Here is a 21,681-nt window from a genome sequence, read left to right on the forward strand (position 1 = left end):
GTGCCTTACGCGGCGGCGTCTTCGGCGGGGGCGGCGGCCTTCTCGGCGCGCTTGGCGGCCCGCTCCTTGGACTTCTCGCCCGGCTCGGCCTTCTGCGGGTTGTTGCGGGTCGGACGCTTGGCGAGGCCGGCGGCGTCGAGGAAGCGCAGGACGCGGTCGGTCGGCTGCGCGCCCTTGGCGAGCCAGCCCTGGATCTTCTCGTTGTCGAGAACGATGCGGGCCGGATCGTCCTTGGCCTTCATCGGATCGTAGGCGCCGACCTTATCGATGAAGCGGCCGTCGCGGGGCGAACGGGCGTCGGCGACGACGATGCGGTAGTAGGGGCGCTTCTTGGCGCCGCCGCGGGTGAGACGGATCTTGAGCGACATGGTGTGTTCCTAGGCTTGGTTGTCGACCGTGGCGCCGTGCTCGGCCGCGATCGTCTGGTGGTGCCGGATGACTTCCTTGACGACGAACGCCAGAAACTTCTCGGCGAAATCGGGGTCGAGCTTGGCGTCGACCGCGAGTTTGCGGAGCCGGGCGACCTGACGGGCCTCCCGGTCCGGATCGGAAGGGGGAATCCCCTTGTGGGCCTTCAGCTCACCGACCCGCTGGGTGCAGCGGAATCGCTCGGCGAGCAGGTGGATCAGGGCGGCATCGAAATTGTCGATGCTGTCGCGCAGGCGCGCGAGCTCGGGATCGACCGCCTGTGCCGACAAGATCGTCATTTCTTCTTCCCGAACGGCAGGCCGCCGAGGCCGGGGAGCTTCGGCCCCCCGAGGCCCGGCAGACCCGGCAACTTCGGCATGCCACCGCCTCCGAGGCCCGGCGGCATCGAGGGCAGCTTGCCCCCGAACTGCTTCTCCAGGGCGGCGATCTGCTCCGGCGTCGGCTCCGGCATCCCCGGGGGCAGGCCGGGCATACCCCCCGGCATCCCGCCGCCGCCACCGCCGAGCCCGAACATCGAGCCCAGCGCCTGGCCGATGCCGCGCTTGCCCGAACCCATCGCCTTCATCATGTCGGCCATGGTCCGGTGCATCTTCAGGAGCTTGTTGATCTCCGAGACGTCGACGCCCGAGCCCGCCGCGATGCGCTTCTTGCGGGAATTCTTGAGGAGGTCGGGGTTCTTGCGCTCCTGCGGGGTCATCGAGGAGATGATCGCCCGCTGGCGCTTGAACATCTTCTCGTCGAGGTTGGCGCCCTCGACCTGCTTCTTGATCTGCCCCATGCCGGGCAGCATCCCCATCAGGCCGCCGATGCCGCCCATGCGCTCCATCTGCGCGAGCTGCATGGACAGGTCCTCAAGGTCGAACTTGCCCTTGCGCATCTTCTCCGCGGTGCGGAGCGCCTGCTCGTGGTCGATGGTCTCGGCGGCCTTCTCGACCAGCGAGACGATGTCGCCCATGCCGAGGATGCGGTTGGCCACGCGCGCCGGGTGGAATTCCTCCAGCGCATCGACCTTCTCGCCCGTGCCGACGAGCTTGATCGGCTTGCCGGTGACGGCGCGCATCGAGAGCGCCGCGCCGCCGCGGGAATCGCCGTCCATCCGGGTCAGGACGATGCCGGTGACGCCGAGCCGCTCGTCGAAGGCGCGGGCGGTGTTCACCGCATCCTGGCCGGTCAGGGCGTCGGCGACGAGGAGCACCTCGTGCGGGTTCGTGGCCGCCTTCACCTCGGCGGCCTCGACCATCAGTGCCTCGTCGACCGTGGTGCGGCCGGCGGTGTCGAGCATCACTACGTCGTAGCCGCCGAGCCTAGCGGCCTCCATCGCCCGGCGAGCGATCTGTACCGCCGACTGGCCGGCGACGATGGGCAGGCTCTCGACGCCCACCTGCTTCGCCAGCACCGCCAGCTGCTCCATGGCGGCCGGGCGGCGCGTGTCGAGGGAGGCGAGCAGCACCTTCCGGCGCTCGCGCTCGGTGAGGCGGCGGGCGATCTTGGCGGTGGTGGTGGTCTTGCCCGAGCCCTGGAGGCCGACCATCAGGATCGGCACGGGGGCGGGGGCGTTCAGGCTGATCACCTCGGCATCGGTGCCGAGCATGGCCACCAGCTCGTCGTTGACGAGCTTGACCACCATCTGGCCCGGCGTGACCGACTTCAGCACCGTGGCGCCGACGGCCTTGTCGCGGACCCGGTCGGTGAAGCCGCGCACCACTTCCAGGGCGACGTCGGCTTCCAGCAGGGCGCGGCGCACCTCGCGCATGGCGGCGGTGACGTCGGCCTCGGTCAGCGCGCCCCGGCGGGTGAGGCCGGAGAGAATGCCGGAAAGCCGGTCGGAAAGTCCTTCGAACATGCCCGGCCCGTTACTGCTCGAGCCCGGCGCGCGAGACCCGGCGGGCCTGCAGCGACGCCTCAAAGCTCTTGATCGCGCGGGCGAACTTGTCCCGGCAATCAGGATTGCAGAAGCCCACGACGGCGCCGTTATAAAGCGTGAGCGAGTCGGCCGCGATCGGCTTGCCCGACCACGGGCAAGCGTCGTTCACCGCGTCCTCGATCTTCAGCACGTTCTGCTCGGCCACCATGCGGTGAATGCCTCCGCCATCGGACCCGCCCTCGGTGATCCGCCCAACGCCCATCGCGCCCGAGGGCGCAGACGCGCTGTCGGGCGTTGACCTCCGGCCTCTCGGGCCGGTCGGCGGGTCGTGACGCGATCATCTCAGGATCGGGAGCGCGGGGCGTAACGGCCGAAACGGGAAAAGTCAATTTTTCCCTGTCGTTCGGGCCTTGGCCGGCGAGGGGTGCGGCGTATCGGTCGCAGTCCTTTACCACCCGTTAAGTATGTTCGGCTTGGGTAAGGGGAATGATTCCCAGGATGCCATCCGATGTCTGAACCTGCCCGCGCATATCAGGCCCAAGAGGACGATATCCAGGCGGCGCCGGCTCCGCTGCGGGACTGGCTCGCCGCCCTGCAGCGCTACGAGACCGAGGAGCGCGGCCGCCTCCGGGCGCCCGCCGCCGACAACAGCCCGTGGGGTCCCCGGCTCGTGGAGCGTGAACTCCTCGCGGAGCCCACCCCCGAGCAGGCCGAGGCCGCCGACATCTCCGAGTTGATGGCGGAGAACCTCATGCTGAAGGCGAAGCTGCAGGTCGAGCACGACCGGCAGGACGCGCTTCAGCGCGCGCTGGCCGCCCAGATCCGGGAGCTGCGCGAGCACATCGCGCAGGAGATGGCCTCCCTGGAAGAATTGCGGGCCGAGCAGGAGGCCGCGCAGGCCGAGTACGGAGCGTTCCGCTCCGAACGGGAGATCCTGTGCCAGGAGCGCGACACGGCCGCCGCCGAGCGCGATGCCGCCCGTGCCGAGCGGGAGGCGCTGGCCAGCGAGCGGGACGGATTGCGGGAGGATCGCAACCTGTGGCGGGCGCGGGCCGAGGCCCTGGCCCAGCCGCTGTTCCAGGCCGCCAAGGCCTGACGCTGCAATCTGAAACGACGAAGGGCCACCCCGTTTCCAGGGTGGCCCTTCCATTGCCGGTCCGACGCGTCCGGCGGAACTGTTCCGAATTCGGGTCTCAGACGCGCCTAGTGCGACGCGCCGGAGGCGAAGGTCCAGGTCCGGGAAGCCGAGACGGTCGGCTGATGACAATGAGACACTGGATCACCTCCTTTCGTTGGTTGCGGGTGAGAGGAAGTTAGGTGGCTCACGCCGGCTTGTGAAGGGCGGGGGGCTGCGTCGCTTCGCCCGTGCTTTTGCCGGGGGCTCGGTTGGGAGTAAGACGGCGGCGACGCCCGCTCGCCTTCCGATCCCTCGCCCGCGATCCCGCCCGTGAACGTTCAGGTTCCCCCGCCGCGCCCCGCCGACGAAGCCGCCCTCGATCCCGAGGCGATGCGCCAGCCGCTGCCGAGCGCGTGGTACTGCGTCGGCCGGGCCGACAGCGTGGGCGGCGGGCGGGTGCGCGCCGTCGCCCTCAACGGCGAGCAGATGGTCATCGGGCGCGACAAGGACGGGGCGCTCTTCGCCCTGCGCGACCGCTGCCCCCACCGGGGCATGGCCCTGTCCAAGGGGCCTTTCGACGGCCAAACCCTGATGTGCCCGTTCCACGGCTGGCGCTTCGGCACGGATGGCGGGTGCCGCGACGTGCCGACCCTGTCCGAGCACGACGCCGCCGACTTCTCCCGCATCCGGGTGCAGCCCTTCCCGATCCGCGAGAGCGCGGGCTTCCTCTGGGTGAACCCGCATCTCGGCCCGGCTCTGGGCGAGCCGCCCGAACTGCCCGCCCTGACCTTCGAGCCGGCCGGCAGCCTCGTGGTGGAACTGGAGGTCGAGGCCTCCTTCGACCTCACCGTACTGAGTCTCGTCGATCCGGGCCACGTCGCCTTCGTTCACGACACATGGTGGTTCCGGCCCTCGAAGCAGCTGCGCGAGAAGGTGAAGATCTTCGAGCCGGTGATGCACGGCTTCACCATGGCGAGCCACGCCACCACCACCAGTTCCCCGGTCTACAAGCTGCTCGGCGGCGTGCCGGAGGTGGAGATCGAGTTCCGCTTGCCGGGCGTGCGGCTGGAGCGGATCCGGGCGGGCACGCGCAACGTGGCGAACTACACCTATGCCACGCCGCTCTCATCCAACCGGACGATGCTGACCAACGCCCTCTATTGGAGCATGCCGGCGTTGAACCTCCTGAAGCCCATCGCCCGACCGATGATGCGCCAGTTCCTCGGCCAGGATCAGCGGGTTCTGCAGGATGCGCAGAAGGGCCTCGACCGCAAGCCGACCATGGTCCTGTTCGGCCAGGGCGATTTGCCCTCGCAATGGTATTTCCGGCTGAAGCGGGAGGCCCTGGAAGCGGGGCTGACCGGTCGCCCCTTCGTCAATCCGCTGGAGCGACGGGAGCTGCGCTGGCGCTCTTAAGACGCTCGCCAGATCGGCTCAGCGCGGGATCAGTTTCCGCTCGCGGAAAGCACTTGTTAACCATGATTTACGTAGTCTCGCCTCCGGACCGAGCCCCCGAGATACGTTCACAGATGCCCCGCTATTTCATCGATCTGCACGACGGTATCCAGCCCATCAAGGACGAGGTCGGCTTCGAGCTGCCCGACCTGCCGGCGGCCCGCGCCAAGGTGGTCCGCATCATGTCGGCCATCGCGCGCGACATGCTCCCCGATGTCGAGCGCCAGGATTACGTGGCCGGTGTCCGCGACGCCGTGGGCAAGGTGGTCTACCGGGTCCGCCTGTCCCTGGCGACGGAGGTCATCGAGGGCTGATCGGCCATCGCGTCACGCTTGACCGGCGGGGCGCGGCGGCCATCTCCTCGGGTATGAAACGGCGCAGCCTGCTCACGGTCGCGAGCGCGGCCACGGTCATGACCCTCGGCGGCGTCGGCTATGCCGCCCATCGCCGCAACGCGAACCCGTATTATTCGGGGCCGGTCTCGGACCATTTCGACGGGAAGCGCTTCTTCCTGCCGGGGGTCGACACCGATCGCGGCCTGAAGGACGTGGCCCGGTGGCAGGCCAAGCGCCAGCGCACGGCCTGGCCGAGGAGCTTTCCGAGCCCGTTTCCGGCCGACCGTCCGCCGGAGCGGGTCGCGGGCCTGCGCGTCGTGCTCATCGGGCACGCGAGCTATCTGGTGCAGGTCGCCGGCCGCAACATCCTGATCGATCCCGTCTTCGCCAAGCGCGCGAGCCCCGTGCGCTTCGCCGGGCCGAAGCGGGTGAACCCGCCGGGCATCGCCCTCGCCGACCTGCCGCCCATCGATGCGGTGCTCATCACCCACAACCATTACGACCATCTCGACGGGCCGAACCTCGCGCGGATCTGGCAGGCGCATCAGCCCCTCATGGTGGCGCCCCTCGGCAACGACGCGATCCTGCGCGGCTATGACGACACGATGCATGTCGAGACCCGCGACTGGGGCCAATCGGTCGATCTCGGGGATGGGCTTTCGGTTCACCTCACCCCCGCCAACCATTGGTCGGCGCGGGGAATCAACGACCGCCGCATGGCCCTGTGGTGCGCCTTCGCGATCCTGTCGCCGCAGGGTTTCCACTTCCACGTCGGCGATACCGGCCTCGGTGATGGGGCGATCTTCCGCGAGGTCCGCACCCGGTTCGGGGCGCCCCGCCTCGCCACCTTGCCCATCGGCGCCTACGAACCCCGCTGGTTCATGCGGCCCCAGCATGTCGATCCGGCCGAGGCGGTGGAGATCGCCGGCCTCCTCGGCGCGACCCAGGCGCTCGGGCACCATTGGGGCACGTTCCAGCTGACCGACGAGGGTGTCGAGCGCCCGGCCGAGGACCTCGCCGCCGCCCTCGCCGCGGCCGGGATCGCCCCAGAGCGCTTCCTCGCCCTGCGGCCCGGTCAGGTCTGGGAGGGCTGAGCCTCCGGCCAAGCATCCGGCACGATGTATGCATTATACCGGACGCGGCGACGCCTGCCGCGTCCGAGCCGGAAACCGATGACCCTTGTCGTGCCGACACGCCGCTCCCTCATGGCCGGAGGCGCGGCGCTCGCCGCCCTCGGCACGGCCGGCCGCGCGCGGGCCGCGAGCGAACCGGGGAGCCTGACCTACGGTATCTCGATGACCGACCTGCCCCTCACCACCGGCCAGCCGGACAGGGGCGCGGGCGGCTACCAGTTCACCGGCCTCACCCTCTACGACCCGCTGGTGGCCTGGGAGCTCGATGTCGCCGACCGGCCGGGCAAGATGGTGCCGGGGCTCGCCACCTCCTGGGAGAGCGACCCCGCCGACCGGAAGAACTGGATCTTCCGCCTGCGCGACGGCGTGACGTTCCACGACGGCTCGGCCTTCGATGCCGATGCGGTGATCTGGAACTTCGACAAGGTGCTGAACAAGGAGGCGCCGCATTTCGACCAGCGGCAGGCGGCCCAGGTCCGTCCGCGCCTGCCGGGCGTGGCCTCCTACAAGAAGCTCGACCCGATGACGGTGCAGGTGACGACGAAGACCGTCGACAGCCTGTTCCCGTACCAGATGCTCTGGTTCCTGATCTCCTCGCCCGCGCAATACGAGACGGTCGGCCGGGACTGGGCGAAGTTCGCCTTCGCGCCCTCGGGCACCGGGCCGTTCAAGCTGGTGAAGCTCCTGCCGCGCGTCAGCCTGGAGATGGTGCCCAACGCCGCCTACTGGAATCCGAAGCGGATCCCGAAACTGTCGAAGCTCACCCTGACCTGCGTGCCGGAAGACCTCGCGCGGGTGAACGCCCTGCTCTCGGGCAATGTCGATCTCATCGAATCCCCCGCGCCCGACGCCGTGCCGCGCCTGAAGGGGGCGGGGATGCGGATCGTCGGCAACGACACGCCCCATGTCTGGAACTACCACCTCTCCATGCTGGAGGGTTCGCCCTGGCGCGACCTGCGCCTGCGCAAGGCCGCCAACCTCGCCATCGACCGGGACGGCGTGGTGCAGCTGATGGGCGGGCTCGCCACCCCGGCGGTCGGGCAGGTGCAGAAGTCGAGCCCGTGGTTCGGCAAGCCGGATTTCGCGATCAAGACCGATGTCGATCAGGCCCGCAAGCTCGTGGAGGAGGCAGGCTACTCGGTGAAGAACCCGCTCAAGACCACGATCCTCATTCCGAGCGGCGGCACGGGGCAGATGCTCTCCCTGCCGATCAACGAGTTCGTGCAGCAGAGCTGGGCGGAGGTCGGCATCCAGGCCGAGTTCAAGGTGGTGGAGTTGGAGGTCGCCTATACCGGCTGGCGCCAGGGCGCGGCGGATCCGAGCCTCAAGGGCATTTCGGCGGGCAACATCGCCTATGTCACGTCGGACCCGTTCTACGCGATCCTGCGCTTCTACGATTCGAAGCAGATCTCGCCCAACGGCGTGAACTGGAGCCATTACCGCAACCCCGAGGTCGACGGGCTGTGCGACAAGGTGAAGGCGAGTCTCGACCCCGCCGAGCAGGACAAGCTGCTGGCCCGCATCCACGAGATCGTCGTGAACGACGCGGTGCAGGTTTGGGTCGTGCACGATACCAACGCCCACGCCCTGTCGAACCGCGTGAAGCAGTATGTCCAGGCGCAGCACTGGTTTCAGGATCTGACCACGCTCGCCTGATGTCGGAATAACTTCGGAACCTCCTTCACAGGCTCGTGTTGAGTCGCGACATGCGAAGGAGGACTTCATGAAGACACTGCTAGCCGGTGCGATCGTCATCGCCTCGATCGCCAGCACCGCTCCGGCGGTTGCCCAGAGCATCGATATCGGGCCGGGCGGCCCGAGCATCGACCTGCGTTCCCGCGCCCAGCGCGAGCGGGATTACCAGCGCGAGGAATACCGTCGGGATCGCGAGGCCGAGCGGCGCGCCGCCTATCGCCGCGAGCGCTACATGGATGACCGCCGGGACGACCGGCGCATGTATCGGCGCGGCTACGATTACTGATTCAGTCGCCAGAACTGTCGAGGGGCCGGTCATCACCGGCCCCCTTTCGCGTTTTGGGCGCTGTTCCCGCAACCGGCGGGTGCTTTTCGCACTTGCGTTAGAGTTGGCCGCGCATTACCAGATCGGCGCATCGCATTCGGGAGAAAGTGGCAATGACCCTTCGCACAATCAGTGGCTTCGCGGCTGTGGCCCTTCTGGCGGCCGGTTTTGCGGCGACGTCCGCCATGGCCAAGCCGATGGGCGGCGCCAGCGCCGTCAAGATGATCGACACCGACAACGACGGCACCGTCGACATGAAGGAAATCGAGGCGATGGCCTCCGCCACCTTCGACCGGCTCGAGAAGGATTCGGACGGCACCCTCGATGCCAAGGAGCTGAAGGGCCGCCTGAGCAAGGCCGGCGTGAAGTCCGCCGATCCGGATTCCGACGGCACCCTCGACAAGAAGGAATACCTCGCGGCCGTGGGCGAGCGCTTCAAGATGGCCGACCCGGACGGCGACGGCACCCTCGACGCCAAGGAGCTGAACTCCAAGGCCGGCAAGGCGCTCCTCGCCCTCATCAAGTAAGCGGCCCAGACCGCTGACCGGAAAGGCCCTCGGCGACCGCTCGCCGGGGGCTTTTTCGCGCGCCTCGTGCAGTGACGCACTCACTCCGTTCATGCGCCTCTGCCCTAGCTTCTTGTTTTTGCATCAATTTTTCCAGACACGGCTGAAGCCTTCGTCTGGATCGATGCACTAGCTCCGCCCCTGGGAAACCATGCCCCAGGCGCGTTCGTGCAGATAATAGAGAGCCGTCTTGGTGAGCGTCTCCACCGAGGCGATGGTGCCGGCGACGACGATGTTGCCGGTGAACACCCAGGACAGGACCAGGGTGTCGAGGCTGCCGACGACGCGCCATGTCACGGCCTTCGCGATCGAGCGCCAGCGGGCATCGGTGGACGGCATGCAGGTCACTCCTGACGGCGGCCCTCGCTAACGCGCGAGGTGCCCGCGCGTTGACTGTCCGTCCCACGACACGGCAGGAGCGGCCATGGCCCGATCAGACAGCGACCCCTTTGATCTCACCCGATTCGTCGAGGCACAGGCCGGCACCGTCGAGCGGGCGCTGGCCGAATTGCGCGCGGGCCGGAAGCAGAGCCATTGGATGTGGTTCGTCTTCCCGCAGATCGCGGGTCTCGGGTCGAGCCCCATGGCCCAGCGCTACGCCATCGCCTCCCTCGACGAGGCGCGGGCCTATCTCGCCCATCCCCTCCTCGGACCACGACTGCGGGAGTGCACGCAGGCCGCCCTCGCGGCGCCGGGCACGGCGCGCGAGGTGTTCGGAAGCCCCGACGACATGAAGTTCCGCTCGTGCCTGACCCTGTTCGCGCGGGCCGCGCCGGAGGAGGCGCTGTTCCGGGACGCCCTCGTGCGGTTCTACGGCGGGCAGGAGGATGCGAAGACGCTCGGAAAGCTCGACGCCTAGCGCCCCCACAACCCGACGCGCTCGGCCCGCGCCTGATCCTCCGCGTCGAGGAGATCGGGCGGGGCATCCTCGCGGGCGCGGGCGCCGCCCGCCGTCACGATGAGCCCGGCGAGGTCGGCGCCGTCGAGGGTGCAGCGGGCGCCCTCCGCGCCGCTGCCCGTGCAGACCACCTCGCGCCGCCGGAGATAGGCGGCCAATTGTCGGGCGAGATGCCCGCCCTGGCCCTCGACGCCGAGCAGCCGCACGGTGCGTCCCCGGAAGGAGAGGGTGGCGGTGTCGATCACGCTCGGCACGCCCCGGACCTCGTCCGGTGGCCCCGGCGGCGGCGCCACCTGCGTCGCGGGCACGGCCTCGGCCCGCGCGGCGGAGGCGGGGGCGCGCGCTTTCCCCTTGGCGATGAGCGCCGAGGCGCGCTGCACGAAATCGTGGAAGATCCCGGCCGGCATTTCGCCGCCGAACATCCTGTTCATCGGGCTGTCGTCGTCGTTGCCGACCCAGACGCCGACCACGAGGTCCGGCGTCATGCCGACGAACCACGCATCGCGAAAATCCTGGCTCGTGCCTGTCTTGCCGCCGACGATCTGACCCGGCACCCGCGCCGCCCGGCCGGTGCCCGAGTCCACCACCGCTTGCAGCGAATCGAGCATCATCGTGCGCGGCTCCACGGGGAGGCTCGCCGTGTCCGTGGGGTCGGCGCGCACGTAGACCGGCTTCGGCTCGCCGCCCCGGATCGCGTTGATCGCGTAGGTGTCCAGCGGCGCCCGCCCGGCGAGCACCGACCCGAAGGCGCGGGTCATCTCCAGCAGGCTCACCGCACCGGAGCCGAGGACAAGACTCGGCACGGCCGGCAGATCGGACTGGATGCCCAGCCGCTTCGCCGTGGCGATGATCGCCGGGATGCCGACCTCCTGGCCGAGTTGCGCGGCGACCGTGTTGATCGACAGGGCGAAGGCGGTGCGCAGGGGCACCGGCCCCCGGTATTTGCCGTCGTCGTTCTCCGGCTCCCAATCGCCGATGCGGACGGGGCGGTCGACCAGCACCGACTCGGGCGAGAAACCCTTCTCGTAGGCCGTGAGGTAGGTGAGCATCTTGAACAGCGAGCCGGGCTGGCGCTTCGCCTGCACCGCGCGGTTGAACTGGCTGTCCTCGTAGTCGCGCCCGCCGACCATCGCGAGGATCGCGCCCTCCTTCGACAGCACCACCATCGCCGCCTGCCCGACCTTGCGGCGGGCGCCGTCCTTGTCGAGGCGCTTGGCCACCGCCGCCTCGGCGAGGCTCTGGAGGTCGAGGTTCAGGGTCGAGCGCACGGTGATGTCACTGTCGCTGCCCGCGAGCCGCCGCAGGTCCGGGGCGATCATGTCGAGGAAGTAGTTGGTGCCCGGCGGCGCCTCGGGCGGGGTCTTCAGGGTCACGCTCTGGCGGCGGGCGGCATCCGCCTCCTTCGCGGTGATGGCCCCGGTCTCGACCATGGCCTGGAGCACCACGTCGGCCCGCTCCTTGGCGCCGCCGAGGTTGCGCGTCGGGGCGAGCTGCGACGGCGCGCGCACGAGGCCGGCGAGCATCGCCGCCTCGGGCAGGGTCAGGGCCTTGGCCGGCTTGCCGAAATAGCGCCGCGCGGCGGCATCGGCGCCATAGGCACCCGCGCCGAAATAGGCCGCGTCGAGATAGCCGAGCAGGATCTCGTCCTTGCTCATCGTCGCTTCGGCGCGGAGCGCCAGCAGCGCCTCCTGCGTCTTGCGCCAGAGCGTCTTCTCCTGGTTCAGGGTGACGAGGCGGACATATTGCTGCGTGATGGTCGAGCCGCCCTCGCGGACGCCGCCGCCGCGCAGGTTGCGCCAGGCGGCGCGGGCGAGGCCGCGCAGGTCGATCCCCCAATGGTGGTAGAAGCGCCGGTCCTCGATGGCGACGATCGCCTGGGCGAGGTGCGGCGGCAGGTCGGCCTGGGTGAGCCTCTGGCCCCGGAAGCTGCCGCGGGTGGCGAAGACCTTGCCGTTATCGGCCTCCACCGTCACGGCGCGCTGGGCCGGCGCCGCCGCGCCACTCCCGAGCGGCGGCAGGCTCAGGAGCGCCGCGAGCACGTAGAGCCCGAGCGCCGCCAGCGGCAGCAGGACAAAGGCCGCCGCGACCGCGAGCGCCGGCCTGCCGGATGCCAGGGCGCGCAGGCCGCGAAGCCGGCTTCCCTTCGCCGGTCGCGGCTCGGGCGCGGGACGGGCGTCCCGGCGGCGGCGCCGTGCCTCGACGGCCCCGTGCAGGCCGGAGCGAGCCGCGCGGTAGGCGCCGCCGCCGGCCCGTCCGGCGAAGACGCCGAGGCTGCGCCCGAGGGCGGCGGCCGCGCCGAGCACCTCGCGCCCGGCGGCGCGGGTGTCGGGCGATTGGCCCCCGGGAGGCGATGGGTCCGGAGGGGAGCCGTCGCTCACGGCCTGCGCGGCAGCACGGTCGCGGAGGCGTGGCGGCTGCGCAGGCTGATGCCGAGGATCACCAGCATCACGCCGAAGGCGATGGCGTAGGCGCCGAGCCACCACGTCAGCACCAGGGCCGACATGCCGGGCTCGATTGCGAGGGCGAGGCCGAACAGCACGGAGACGAGGCCGCCGAGCAGGAGCCACCACCGCCCGTAATGCAGGTGCAGCCGGAAGGCGGCGGCGATCATCAGGGCGCCGGTGACGAAGGCCCAGGCGGCGAGCAGCAGCACGAAGGCCCAGACCGCCGCCGCCGGCACGAGGAAGGCGGCCACGCCGACAACGATGTCCACGAGGCCTTCGAGCAGCAGGAAGCCCCAGCGCTCGTGCTTCTGCGCGGCGCGGATCGCCCCCACTATGGTGAAGATGCCGTCCACCAGCATGTAGGCGGCAAAGAACAGGACGAGCGAGAGCACGAAGGCGGCCGGCGCCGCGAAGGCGATGGCACCGAACAGGATGCTGATCACCCCGCGCAGGGCGACGAGCCACCAGTTGCGGGCGAGCGCGGTGCTCATGGCATCGAGGCGGGCGGCTCCCACGAGGGGAACGCCCGTGGGCGTGGTGGACCGGGGATCGAGAGAGGGACCGCGTGTCATGGCTGGACGTGCTCCGGCGCGGCGTCGCGCGCAAGCTCCACCGTTCGCCCCCCAAACGCGGGGCGTGCCGGGGCGTTCCGCCTGCCGCTCCCCGCAACGGCCCCCGCCGTCATTGCGAGGCGAAGCCGAAGCAATCCAGGGCGCGACCCGTCCGGATGTGGCGGCGCCGGCTGGATTGCTTCGCTTCGCTCGCAATGACGGGTCAGGTGTCGCGTCGGTCGTGCTCACTCCCCGTCGGGCGGCAGCGCCTCGGTTACTTCGATGCGGCGCGGCGCGGAGGGTTCGGTCTCCGGCTGGGCCGTCGCGTCGGCGGCGGCGGCCACCGCCGTCACGCCCCGGTAGCGGGCGAGGCGGGCATCGATCATGTCCTCGATGCGGCTGTGGAACTCGGCGATGGTCAGGTGGCGGCGCTTGCCGTTCTCCGTCTGGGTGAACAGGCTGCGGTTCGCCTTCGCCGCCGAGCGGAATGCCTTCGCGGCGGTCTCGTCGGGCTTCTCGCTCGACAGGGAGACGAACTTGCCCGCGCTCGCCGTGCCGAGGAAATGGGCGAGGTACATCTCGGTGGTCGAGAGCGGGCGGCCGACGCGGGCCTCGATCCGGTCGCGGTCGCGCTTGATCAATTCGGCGGCCATCACGGCGGCGACGCGGGGGTCGTTGCGCAGGGAGAGGACGTGATCCTTCATGCCCCCGGCGACAGTGATGGCCGGGCCGGTGCCCTTCACGGAGGCCGCTTCCTCGGAGAGGCCGTGGCGGGCGCCGAAATCGCGGATCAGTTCGAGCCAGGTCGCCTTCACGAACTGGAACAGGCCCTGCGCGGAAGAGGTCGCCGCCTTCGCGTCGGTGTCGAAGCTGGATTCCTTGTCGGCGAGCGCCATCATATAGACGGGATCGACGCCGGCCTCCTCGGAGACCTTCACGATGGTGTCGACGACCTTGAGCGGCACGCTGCGCTGGCCGAAGCGCACGGAATCCTCTCCGTCTTCCTGCGTCACGCGCGGCAGGGCGGCGAGGTTGTCCTCGATCAGGGCCGTGGTCGGCGGGTCCTGCTCCGGCAGGGGCAGGCCGTTCCAGGCCGAGCGGGACTCGGTCGGCGGCGCGGCGATGAGGGCGGTCTCGGTCTTCGGGCTGGACTCGATCCGGTCATGGGCCTCTGCAGCCGGGACGAAGAAGGCCGGCGCGATGGCCGCTTGCGGCTGTCCGAAACCGGCGAGCAGGCCGAGCGCCAGGGCGCTGGTCGCGCGGGACCGGCTCCGCCGCCGGGTGCGCGTGGTCGTCGCGAGCATGAGTCCGCCCACGTCGTCGGCGCAACGCGCCGGCTCCGGGAAAACCCCCATCCGTTGGTCCTCTTGTTCTGTGCATTCCCCGGAAGGCCCCGGCTCTGGCGGCCGGGTGGCTTCGGGCGGCGGGCTCTATCGACGCCGGCCGTGACCAGAATGGGACGGCCAGATGATCTGACCGTGGCAGCCTCACCGAAGCGTTAACCATGATGGCGTGGCACGCAGGGCGGCCATGCACCCGCACGACCGCCTCCCGAGTTGCAAGATGTCGCAGCCGGGCTTGGAACGAAGGACGAGCGGACCAGTTGGGTAGGGCCTGAAGCCCGGGCACCGGGGGTTCGGCCCTCCATCCTGGACGCGTCCAGCGTCCTCACAAGGACACCAGTTTCCCATGAGCATGCAGACCGGTCGCCGCGTCGGCGTCGCCATCGTTGGCATGGGGGGCGCCGTCGCCACCACCGCCATCGCCGGCATCGAGATGATCAAGTCCGGTTCGAACAGGCTCGATGGTCTGCCGCTCGCGGGCGTCCCGGTGGCGGGCATGGCCGATTACAAGGATCTCGTCTTCGGCGGATGGGACCTGAACAGCGACGATCTCGCCGCCGCCGCCGCCGGCCACGGCGTGCTGTCGAAGGACGACATCGAGAACGGCGCCCAGGTGCTCAAGGGCATCGTGCCGTGGCCGGCGGTCGGCAGCGCGAAGTTCTGCAAGAACATCGACGGGCAGAACCGCATCGTCGCCAAGGACCACCGCGAGGCGGTCTCGGTCATCGCCAACGACCTGAACCGCTTCAAGAAAGAGAGCAACCTCGATGAGGTCGTGGTGGTGAACCTCGCCTCCACCGAGCGCTGGCCCGACCTTTCCGACCCGACGCTGAACTCCACCGCCGCCTTCGAGAAGGGGCTGGATTCGAGCGACGAGGCGATCTCGCCCGCGATGCTCTACGCCTACGCGGCGATCAAGAGCGGCATTCCCTACGCCAACTTCACCCCGTCGGTCGCCGCCGACGTGCCGGCGCTCCTCGAACTCGCCAAGGACCTCAACGTCCCGGTGGCGGGCAAGGACGGCAAGACCGGCCAGACCATGATGAAGACGGTGCTCGCCCCCGCCTTCAAGGCCCGCGCCCTCCACGTGGACGGCTGGTTCTCCACCAACATCCTCGGCAACCGCGACGGCCTCGCCCTCAACGATCCGAATTCGCTGCAGTCGAAGCTCAACACCAAGGGCACGGTGCTGGATTCGATCCTCGGCTACCCGGTCGAGGACCACCTTGTGCACATCCACTATTACCGCCCGCGCGGCGACGACAAGGAAGCCTGGGACAACATCGACATCACCGGCTTCATGGGCCAGCGGATGCAGGTGAAGGTGAACTTCCTCTGCAAGGACTCGATCCTGGCGGCCCCGCTCGTCATCGAGATCGCCCGCGTCCTCGACCTCGCCAAGAAGCGCGGCGACGGCGGCGTGCAGGAGCAGCTCTCGACCTTCTTCAAGGCGCCGATGGTCAAGAACGGCCACGGGCCGGAGCACGCCTTCGGCAAGCAGGAGAAGATGCTCCTCGACTGGCTCGGCGTACACTGATGCCAAGCGAGACAGCGGCGGGCGCCAGTGCGCCCGTCGAGTTGCGTGAGCTGTTCGTCGAGCTCAACGACCTCAAGCGCGTCCGGTCCGCCGGGCGCGAGGGCACGATCGCCGAGCGCCTGTTCGCGCAGGGCTGGTCGATGCTGACGGGCGGGGCCGATGCGGAGGATGTCGCCCTCGACATCACCGCGACGGCGCTCGCCGCCGCCCGCCTCACCGACCTCGACGCCGCCTTCCTCACCGCCGCCGGCCTTTCCGAGGCCGAGGCGGCGACGGTGCTGCGCGCGGGGTTCGACGAGGTGACGGGCGCCCTCGATCCCGCCCTCCGCGATCGGCTGCGGGCCCGGCTCACCCCCGGCGAGGAGCCCGAGGCCGGCTTCGTGCCGAGCTTCGTCGGGGCGCTCGCCGCCCAGCCCCGGGCGGGCGTCACCTGCCCCGGCAAGCCGCGCATCCTGCTGGAGCCGCCGGAGAACCACGCCGAGCATTGCCTGATGGTGGCGGTCTACGGCGTCTGCCTCGCCCCGTTCTACCGGGCGGACCCGGCGACGGTGTTCCTCGCGGCGATGGCGCACCACTTCCACAACGCGGCGATGCCCGATGCCGGCTTTACCGGCGAGATGCTGCTCGGCGACCACCTCCTGCCGATCATGGCGGTCGCCAATGGCTGGGCGCTCGGCGAACTCGACGAGGTGGGCGGCTTGCGCACCGAGGTCGAGCGCGCCCGCGCGATCCTGCCCGACGATTCCACCGCCGAGGGCCGGGCCTTCCACGCCGCTGATTGCATCGACCGGGTGTTGCAGATCGCCCAGCACCTGCGGGCGGCCTCCCTCACCATGGGGACGGTGCTGGACGAGATGGAACTGGTTCATGCCGGACCGGTGAAGGGTTTCCATGACAGGGTCCTGCACGACATGCGGATCCCTTGAGCCGACGGCTTGATCGACGGGCGCTTGCGCCCATCTGCCGATCCTGTCCGTGAGCGCCATGATACCCTTTCCCCTCGTCTCGCCCTCGACCGGCCACGCCCTCAAGCCCGACGCCCCGCACGCCCTGCGGGATGTCGAGACTGGTGAGCGCTGGCCGGTGATCGACGGCATCCCCTACCTGCGCGTCGGCCGCGAGGCGCTGGTGGAGCGGGTGCTCGCCCATCTCGACGGGGGCGAGCCGGATGAGGCCCTGTGCGCGATCCTCGCCGACCAGGACGATTGGTGGAACGGGCCGCCCGCCGACCCGGCCGACCTCATCACCCTCATCCGCGAGCGCCGCACCGCCACCCTGCGGGACGCCGTGCGCCTGCTTGGCTGGGGCCGCGTGGGCGATTACTTCCTGCACCGCTGGAGCGACCCGACCTACCTCGCCGGCCTCGCCATGCTGGAGGCGCACTGGAACGATCCCGTGTGCGTCTTCGAATTCGCCTGCGGCATCGGCCATTACCTGCGCGAACTGGCGCGGCGCGGCTGCAAGGTCTCCGGGGCCGACGTGGTCTTCGCCAAGCTCTGGGTCGCCCGGCACTGGGTGGTCGGCGAGAAGGCGCAGCTCGTCTGCTTCGATGCGAACTCGCCGCATTGGCCGGTTCCCGGCGCGCCGGTCGATCTCGTCGTCTGCAACGATGCCTTCTACTTCCTCGACGACAAGCCGCGCGTCCTCGACCACCTCCGCCAGATGGCGGGCGACGAGGGCTGGCTCGCCCTCAGCCACATCCACAACCGCGACTGCCCCGGCTTCTCCGCCGGCAAGGCGGTGAGCGTCGAGGATATCGCCGATCTCTTCCCCGATGCCCTCGTCTACGACGATGACGAGCTGACCCGCTCCCTCGCGGAAGCCCGCGCGCCGATCCCGCACGAGGCCGGCGACCTGCGCGGCTGCGAGGCGTTCTCCGTCGTGGCCGGGCCGGGGATGCGCCCGGCGCCGCGCTCCGTCGTGGACGGGCTGACCCTGCCGAAGGCCGGCACCCCGCTGGCGCTGAACCCGCTCTACGGGCCGGAGGGCAACGACTTCGCCATCCATTTCCCGTCCGAGCGGTACGCGGCCGAGTACGGCCCGCGCGTCACTTATCCGATGCGCTCGCCGGGACCGGAGCGGATGACCTATGGCGGCGGCATCGACGCCCCCGAGACCAAGCGGGTGCGAGTTCGCGAGTTCGTCGATCTGCCGGAGCGGTGGTGATGGCGCCGGTCGGCTGGGGCATCGTCGGCTACGGCTGGGTCGCCCGCGATTACATGGCGCCGGGCATCCGCGAGGCGGGCCACCGGCTGGTCGCCGTCTGCGACCCGAACCCCGCCTGCCGCGAGGCCGCCGCCGCCGAGGGAGCCCGGACGCACGGGGACCTCGCCGCCTTCCTCGCCGACCCGGAGGTCGAGGCGGTCTACATCGCCACCCCGAACCACCTCCACCGGGAGGCGGTGGAGGCCCTGGCCAAGGCCGGGAAGGCGGTGCTCTGCGAGAAGCCGATGGCGGCCTCGCTCGCCGATGCGGAGGCCATGGCCCACGCCGTCGAATCCGAAAAAATCTTCTACGGCACGGCCTTCGACCAGCGCCATCATCCGGCGCACCGGGCGATCCGTGAGCGCATCGCCTCGGGGGCGCTCGGCACCGTCACCACGGTACGGATCGTCTATGCCTGCTGGCTCGGGCGGGACTGGTCGGCGGCGGGGCAGCCGAACTGGCGGATCGATTCCGTCCAGGCCGGCGGCGGCGCCCTGATCGACCTCGCTCCCCACGGGATCGACCTGATCGACTTCCTGCTGGGCGAGCCGCTGGCCGACATCACCGCCCTGACGCAGAGCCGGGTGCAGGATTACGCCGTCGATGACGGCGCCCTGCTGATCGGGCGCACCGAAGCGGGGACGCTGGCGAGCCTGCACGTCGCCTACAATTGCCCCGATGCGCTGCCCCGGCGCCGGCTCGAGATCGTCGGCACGAAGGGAATGCTGGTCGCCGAGAACACGATGGGCCAGACGCCCGGCGGCAGCCTCATCTTCCACGACGGTGCCACGGGCCGCACCACGCCGGTGCCCTTCGACGGCGACGCCTCGCCCTTCACCGAGCAGGTCCGTGCCTTCGGAGCGGCGCTGCGCAACCCGACGGAGCGCAGCGCCTACAACGCCGCCCGCGACCTGCACACGATGCGCCTCGTGGCGCGGGCCTATGGCCAAAGCTGAGTGCGTTCCCTCCCCCTCTCGCCCTCATCCTGAGGTGCCGTCGCGCAGCGGCGGCCTCGAAGGAGGGCTCCAGGGATCGCTGCGTCTTCTGGAAGGCTCCTTCGAGGCCGCTTCGCGGCACCTCAGGATGAGGACCAGGGTGGGACATTCGAGGATACGAGAAGAAAGCGGACCGACACCGTGAGCGAGACCCAGGACGAACGCGCCCGCCACGCCAAGCTGAAGGCGCCGCGCTCCTACCCATTCGGCGCTGCCCGCCCCATCGAGGGCCTGCCCGAGTGCCTGCCCGATCCCGTGCGCGCCTATCTCGATGTGCTTCCCGAGGGGAAGATCGTCGGCTTCCCCCTGGCGCCCCTCGACCGGACGGGCGTGCCGGTCTGGTTCGTGGCCCTGTTCCTCGACGATCCGTTCTTCGTCGGCGCGATGCCGTCCGGCATCGGCTACGGCGCCACCGACGACGAGGCGCTGATCGGCGCCGTGGCCGAGATCGCCGAGAACCTGATGCCCTCGCTCGCGGTGCTGCCCCGCGCCAAGGAGCGGGCGAGCTACGTCGACCTCGTGCGGGTCTATGGCGAGAAGTCCGTGGCCGACCCGCTGACCCTGTGCCTGCCCGCCGGCTCCCCCGTGGGGCGCGGCAGCGTGCTCGAATGGACGCCGACCGTGCGCCACCCCACGGGCGAGATCGTGCTGATGCCCCTCGACATCGCCGCGACCGACTATTTCGAGCTGTCCGAGGGCTACCAGCCCTTCACCAACCTCATCACCAACGGCCTCGGCGCCGGGCCGGACGTGCCCTTCGCGCTGGGCCACGGCGTGCTCGAACTGCTCCAGCGCGACGGCAACGGCCTGCTGTTCCGCGCCCTCGACCAGGGGGTGATGCTCGACCTCGATGGGATCGGGCCCGAGAACGCCGCGATGCTCGCCCGCTTGAAGGAACTCGGCATCCGGGCTCTCCCGAAATTCGCCACCGACCAGTTCGGCCTGACGAACCTCTACGTCGTCGGCTACGACGAGGATGCCGACCGGGCGCCCGCGCCCATCGCCCTCTCGGCCTGCGGCGAGGCCTGCGACCCCGACCGGGATCGCGCCCTGCGCAAGGCGCTGCTGGAATTCCAGGCGGCGCGGGTGCGCAAGACCTTCGGCCACGGCCCACTCGATCTCGCCTCCACCGTCACCCCGCCGGGCTACGTCGACGCGTTCATTCAGAAGGCGCTCCCCAGCCTCGACCTCGAAGAGGGGAGGGCGCTGCAAGCCATGCTCGAATGGATAGAGATGCCGAAGGCCGACCTGCGGGCGGTGCTGTCCGACACGGTCTATTCCGAGCGCTCCACCAAGCGCTTCTTGGACTTGCCCTCGACGCCCGCCGAGGATGGGCACGCGCGGGGCAAGATCGCCTGCGACCGGCTTCTCGAAGCCGGCTTCGACGTTCTCTACGTGGATTGCTCGCCCCATGGCGGCGGTGTCGGGGTGGTGAAGGCCATCGTGCCGGGCCTCGAAGTCGAGACCATGAGCTATTACCGCATCGGCGAGCGCAACACGCGCAAGCTCATCGAGCGCGACCACCCGCTGATCAAATTCGGGCAGGAGAGCGAGACCCTGCGCCCCGTCCGCCTGACGCCGGAGGCTCTGGAGCGGTTCGGCGGCCAGCCTCTCTTCGACGTGGCGCTGGCCGAGCGCATCGTCGGGCGCCACTATCCCCTGTACCGCGAGCCGGAATCGCACCATGCGCCGTTCCGGTTGCAGCAACGGAAGGGGAGGGCGGCATGACGCTTCGCTTCGCCTACAACACCAACGGCGCCGCCAACCACCGGCTGGACGACGCCCTGCAACTCATCAAGGCGGCCGGCTACGATGGCGTCGCCCTGACGCTGGACATCCATCATCTCGACCCCTTCGCCGAGAACTGGTCGGCGGAAGCGGGCCGGGTGGCGAGCCTGCTGGAACGGCTCGAACTCACCTGCGTGATCGAGACCGGCGCTCGGTTCCTCCTCGACCCCACCGCCAAGCACGAGCCCACCCTCGTCACCGCCGATGCGGCGGGCCGGGCGCGGCGGGTCGGCTTCCTGAAGCGGGCCTGCGAAATCGGCGCGATGCTCTCGGCCGAGGCGGTCTCGTTCTGGGCCGGCGTGCCCAAGCCCGGCGTCGACCGCGAAGAGGCGAAGGGCTGGCTGCGCGACGGGCTCACGGAGGTCGTCACCTTCGCGAACGAGGTTGGCGTGGTGCCTTGCCTCGAACCCGAGCCCGGCATGCTGATCGAGACGCTGGACGATTACGTAGCCCTGGATATCCCGGGGCTGAAGCTCGCCCTCGACACCGGCCATTGCCTCGTCACCGGCGAGCGCGAGCCGGCGGCGGCGGTGCGGGAATTCGCCGACCGGATCGGCACGGTCGCCATCGAGGACATGAAGCGCGGCAGCCATATCCACCTGCCCTTCGGCGAGGGGGACATGGACGTGCCGGGCGTCCTCGAAGCCCTGGAGGAGGTCGGCTACGGCAAGCTGATCTGCGTCGAGCTGTCCCGCGAGAGCCACCGCGCCGACGTGATGATCCCGCAAGCGCTGGAGACCCTGCGCACCTGCCGCCGGCCGGGTCCGGTCGTCGCCAGCGGACAGGAGACCCGGCGGCAGTGAGCGTCGTGAGCGCCGCCGCGCTCCCTCCCCCCTCTGCGGGGGAGGGTGGCCCCGGCGTGAGCCGGGGTCGGGAGAGGGGAACCCGGCTTCCGAAAAGGGCACGTCAGGCGTGCGGGGCGGCCCTTCGTTCTGCACCGTCGCTCCCCTCTCCCGACCCCCTTCGGGGGCCACCCTCCCCCGCCGAGGGGGGTGGGACAA

22 protein-coding genes are annotated in these 21,681 nt (G+C 70.0%); 14 read left to right on the plus strand and 8 right to left on the minus strand.

Annotated features, from left to right (window positions below; genetic code table 11):
• Window positions 1-5: 5 nt before the first annotated feature.
• From rpsP to ACS5Q7_RS16165, 4 genes are read right to left on the minus strand one after another with little or no spacing between them, the layout of a single operon-like run.
• A complete protein-coding gene (rpsP, locus tag ACS5Q7_RS16150) occupies window positions 6-368 on the minus strand; it encodes a 30S ribosomal protein S16 (RefSeq protein ID WP_478340319.1) in 363 nt (120 codons plus the stop codon).
• Window positions 369-377: 9 nt separating this feature from the next.
• Entirely contained in the window at window positions 378-707 is a 330-nt protein-coding gene (locus ACS5Q7_RS16155; RefSeq protein WP_478340320.1) for a chorismate mutase, read from the minus strand.
• Window positions 704-2,272 carry a signal recognition particle protein gene (gene ffh, locus ACS5Q7_RS16160; RefSeq protein ID WP_478340321.1) on the minus strand — a complete coding sequence of 523 codons (1,569 nt, stop codon included), beginning with the start codon at window positions 2,270-2,272 and terminating at the stop codon, window positions 704-706. The genes ACS5Q7_RS16155 and ffh overlap by 4 nt, the downstream gene beginning before the upstream one ends.
• A 10-nt stretch (window positions 2,273-2,282) precedes the next feature.
• Window positions 2,283-2,501 (minus strand): glutathione S-transferase, encoded by a 219-nt coding sequence (locus ACS5Q7_RS16165; RefSeq protein WP_478340322.1) that lies wholly within the window; start codon window positions 2,499-2,501, stop codon window positions 2,283-2,285.
• A gap of 300 nt (window positions 2,502-2,801) precedes the next feature.
• Between ACS5Q7_RS16165 and ACS5Q7_RS16170 the strand changes: the two genes are divergently transcribed.
• The 7 genes from ACS5Q7_RS16170 to ACS5Q7_RS16200 all read left to right on the plus strand — a co-directional run bounded on the left by ACS5Q7_RS16170 (window position 2,802) and on the right by ACS5Q7_RS16200 (window position 8,880).
• Entirely contained in the window at window positions 2,802-3,389 is a 588-nt protein-coding gene (locus ACS5Q7_RS16170; protein WP_478340323.1) for an ATPase, read from the plus strand.
• 411 nt (window positions 3,390-3,800) lie between these two features.
• Entirely contained in the window at window positions 3,801-4,826 is a 1,026-nt protein-coding gene (locus ACS5Q7_RS16175) for a Rieske 2Fe-2S domain-containing protein (protein ID WP_478340495.1), read from the plus strand.
• A gap of 113 nt (window positions 4,827-4,939) precedes the next feature.
• Window positions 4,940-5,179: a DUF6894 family protein gene (locus tag ACS5Q7_RS16180; RefSeq protein ID WP_478340324.1), complete on the plus strand. Its 240-nt coding sequence runs from the start codon at window positions 4,940-4,942 to the stop codon at window positions 5,177-5,179.
• A gap of 53 nt (window positions 5,180-5,232) precedes the next feature.
• Window positions 5,233-6,294 carry an MBL fold metallo-hydrolase gene (locus ACS5Q7_RS16185; protein ID WP_478340325.1) on the plus strand — a complete coding sequence of 354 codons (1,062 nt, stop codon included), beginning with the start codon at window positions 5,233-5,235 and terminating at the stop codon, window positions 6,292-6,294.
• A gap of 78 nt (window positions 6,295-6,372) precedes the next feature.
• Window positions 6,373-7,989 carry an ABC transporter substrate-binding protein gene (locus ACS5Q7_RS16190; RefSeq protein WP_478340326.1) on the plus strand — a complete coding sequence of 539 codons (1,617 nt, stop codon included), beginning with the start codon at window positions 6,373-6,375 and terminating at the stop codon, window positions 7,987-7,989.
• Between the two features lie 67 nt (window positions 7,990-8,056).
• Window positions 8,057-8,314 carry a hypothetical protein gene (locus tag ACS5Q7_RS16195; RefSeq protein ID WP_478340327.1) on the plus strand — a complete coding sequence of 86 codons (258 nt, stop codon included), beginning with the start codon at window positions 8,057-8,059 and terminating at the stop codon, window positions 8,312-8,314.
• Between the two features lie 152 nt (window positions 8,315-8,466).
• Window positions 8,467-8,880, plus strand: a complete 414-nt coding sequence (locus ACS5Q7_RS16200; RefSeq protein WP_478340328.1) for an EF-hand domain-containing protein — start codon at window positions 8,467-8,469, stop codon at window positions 8,878-8,880.
• 168 nt (window positions 8,881-9,048) lie between these two features.
• Here ACS5Q7_RS16200 and ACS5Q7_RS16205 read toward each other — a convergent pair whose 3' ends face one another.
• Window positions 9,049-9,258, minus strand: a complete 210-nt coding sequence (locus ACS5Q7_RS16205) for a DUF2061 domain-containing protein (protein ID WP_478340329.1) — start codon at window positions 9,256-9,258, stop codon at window positions 9,049-9,051.
• Between the two features lie 85 nt (window positions 9,259-9,343).
• On the opposite strand from ACS5Q7_RS16205, the gene ACS5Q7_RS16210 reads away from it, so the two are divergent.
• Window positions 9,344-9,778, plus strand: a complete 435-nt coding sequence (locus tag ACS5Q7_RS16210) for a DUF1810 domain-containing protein (protein WP_478340330.1) — start codon at window positions 9,344-9,346, stop codon at window positions 9,776-9,778.
• Here the strand turns inward: ACS5Q7_RS16210 and ACS5Q7_RS16215 are convergent.
• The 3 genes from ACS5Q7_RS16215 to ACS5Q7_RS16225 form a co-directional block, all read right to left on the minus strand.
• On the minus strand, window positions 9,775-12,195 hold the full coding sequence (locus tag ACS5Q7_RS16215; RefSeq protein WP_478340331.1) for a PBP1A family penicillin-binding protein: 2,421 nt from the start codon (window positions 12,193-12,195) through the stop codon (window positions 9,775-9,777). The genes ACS5Q7_RS16210 and ACS5Q7_RS16215 overlap by 4 nt on opposite strands.
• On the minus strand, window positions 12,192-12,833 hold the full coding sequence (locus ACS5Q7_RS16220) for an HdeD family acid-resistance protein (protein ID WP_478340332.1): 642 nt from the start codon (window positions 12,831-12,833) through the stop codon (window positions 12,192-12,194). Before ACS5Q7_RS16220 ends, ACS5Q7_RS16215 begins: the two co-directional genes overlap by 4 nt.
• Window positions 12,834-13,057: 224 nt before the next feature.
• Window positions 13,058-14,167, minus strand: a complete 1,110-nt coding sequence (locus ACS5Q7_RS16225; RefSeq protein ID WP_478340333.1) for a transglycosylase SLT domain-containing protein — start codon at window positions 14,165-14,167, stop codon at window positions 13,058-13,060.
• Window positions 14,168-14,501: 334 nt separating this feature from the next.
• Here ACS5Q7_RS16225 and ACS5Q7_RS16230 point away from each other — a divergent pair, with 334 nt between their 5' ends.
• The 6 genes from ACS5Q7_RS16230 to ACS5Q7_RS16255 all read left to right on the plus strand — a co-directional run bounded on the left by ACS5Q7_RS16230 (window position 14,502) and on the right by ACS5Q7_RS16255 (window position 21,483).
• Window positions 14,502-15,692 carry an inositol-3-phosphate synthase gene (locus ACS5Q7_RS16230; RefSeq protein WP_478340334.1) on the plus strand — a complete coding sequence of 397 codons (1,191 nt, stop codon included), beginning with the start codon at window positions 14,502-14,504 and terminating at the stop codon, window positions 15,690-15,692.
• Entirely contained in the window at window positions 15,692-16,618 is a 927-nt protein-coding gene (locus ACS5Q7_RS16235) for a hypothetical protein (protein ID WP_478340335.1), read from the plus strand. The genes ACS5Q7_RS16230 and ACS5Q7_RS16235 overlap by 1 nt, the downstream gene beginning before the upstream one ends.
• A gap of 58 nt (window positions 16,619-16,676) precedes the next feature.
• Window positions 16,677-17,858, plus strand: a complete 1,182-nt coding sequence (locus ACS5Q7_RS16240) for a class I SAM-dependent methyltransferase (protein ID WP_478340496.1) — start codon at window positions 16,677-16,679, stop codon at window positions 17,856-17,858.
• Window positions 17,858-18,853, plus strand: coding sequence for a Gfo/Idh/MocA family protein (locus ACS5Q7_RS16245; protein WP_478340336.1), 996 nt, complete (start codon window positions 17,858-17,860; stop codon window positions 18,851-18,853). Before ACS5Q7_RS16240 ends, ACS5Q7_RS16245 begins: the two co-directional genes overlap by 1 nt.
• A gap of 180 nt (window positions 18,854-19,033) precedes the next feature.
• Window positions 19,034-20,620 (plus strand): YcaO-like family protein, encoded by a 1,587-nt coding sequence (locus tag ACS5Q7_RS16250; protein WP_478340337.1) that lies wholly within the window; start codon window positions 19,034-19,036, stop codon window positions 20,618-20,620.
• Window positions 20,617-21,483, plus strand: coding sequence for a sugar phosphate isomerase/epimerase family protein (locus ACS5Q7_RS16255; RefSeq protein WP_478340338.1), 867 nt, complete (start codon window positions 20,617-20,619; stop codon window positions 21,481-21,483). Before ACS5Q7_RS16250 ends, ACS5Q7_RS16255 begins: the two co-directional genes overlap by 4 nt.
• Window positions 21,484-21,681 lie beyond the last annotated feature (198 nt).

The sequence above is a fragment of the Methylobacterium sp. Gmos3 genome (genome assembly GCF_056430985.1).